This window comes from Enterococcus cecorum, from assembly GCF_052119425.1.
GTDB lineage: Bacteria > Bacillota > Bacilli > Lactobacillales > Enterococcaceae > Enterococcus_E > Enterococcus_E cecorum_C.
Genome location: NZ_JBQKFH010000103.1, coordinates 1 through 579, shown reverse-complemented (window position 1 = coordinate 579; position 579 = coordinate 1). Strand labels below are relative to the sequence as shown.

1 pseudogene is annotated in these 579 nt (G+C 43.0%); it reads left to right on the top strand.

Going from position 1 to position 579, the window contains the following annotated elements:
* A pseudogene (locus ACTQZM_RS11995) lies at nucleotides 1-579 on the top strand (IS66-like element short variant transposase); the annotation flags it as partial.

Sequence of the window (579 nt, the reverse complement as noted above, 5' to 3'; positions counted from 1 at the left end):
AAGTCTAGTCAGTATTATTTCGAACCGCTCTATGAGCTACTACACGAAAAATTATTAACACAAGACCTTCTTCATGCGGATGAAACAGCTTATAGAGTTTTAGAAAATGAGGCTCCCTTGACTTATTACTGGACATTCCTTTCAGGAAAACAAGCAGCACAGCCAATTACGCTCTATCATCATGATCAACGCCGAAGTGGCTTAGCTGTTCAAGAATTTCTCGGCGAATATGATGGCTATGTTCATTGTGATATGTGGTCAGCGTATCGCCAACTACCTAAAGCAAAGTTAGTAGGTTGTTGGGCACATGTGCGCCGAAAATTTTTTGAAGCAACGCCGAAACAGGCAGATAAGCAGTCATTGGGGCGCAAGGGATTAGCTTATTGTGACCAGATGTTTTCACTAGAAGCCTCTTGGGCTGAGCTGTCTTCAGCTGAAAGATTGTGCAAGCGCAAAGAAAGATTAGCACCATTAATGACAACGTTCTTTGATTGGTGTCGCAATCAATCGGTGCTCCCAGGATCGAAGTTAGGCCGTGCGATCACCTATGCGTTGAAATATGAGGAAACATTCAAAACA